General features: G+C 28.4%; 1 protein-coding gene. It reads right to left on the bottom strand.

What is annotated here, in order from left to right; translation table 11 throughout:
- Positions 1-393 (bottom strand): isochorismatase family protein (locus GQX97_RS14015; protein ID WP_157152344.1); only part of this gene is annotated, 393 nt, incomplete at its 3' end.
- Positions 394-604: the final 211 nt, after the last annotated feature.

Raw genomic sequence — 604 nt, 5'->3', positions numbered from 1 at the left:
CACATAAACATTATATCCATTTTGAAGCAAATGATAAACACTATAATATACGCATACATGTGTCTCAGCTCCAAATACTATAATATTCTTTTTATTTAAATTATTAAACTCCTCAACAAAATCTTCGCTAGCAAATACACTAAAATTAGTCTTAGCAAATAATTTATGATGTTTTGGAAGYATTACCCTCTCATCAGTAGGTCCTAAACCTTTAGGATACTGCTCAGTAACTAAAAGAGGAATATTGTATATCTCAGAAGTTTTAAGCAATACATTAGACTTTTTTATAAGTGTATCTAAATTATCTATTGCCGCCAATAATTTACCTTGCAAATCTATACAAATATATAAAGAATTATTTCTATCTAAAATAGGTTCATTCATTAATTTCATAAATAAATCCTTAAACAAGATTATATAAATATCAAAGAATACAAAGAACATAAATAAGGGGAAACAACATAAAATTTGCTTCCCCTTAAAAACTTTCAAAACTCGCTTAATTATTATTGAGCAGCAGTTTCTTGAGTTTGTGTATTTTGAGCTGCACCAGCATCTTGCTGAGCATCGCCGCCATTAATTCTTCTTTGTTCTAATTGTTGTA

Source organism: Brachyspira sp. SAP_772 (assembly GCF_009755885.1).
Taxonomy (GTDB): domain Bacteria; phylum Spirochaetota; class Brachyspiria; order Brachyspirales; family Brachyspiraceae; genus Brachyspira.
Note: the sequence above shows the minus strand (reverse complement) of the source record. Positions and strands in the feature narration are given on the sequence as shown.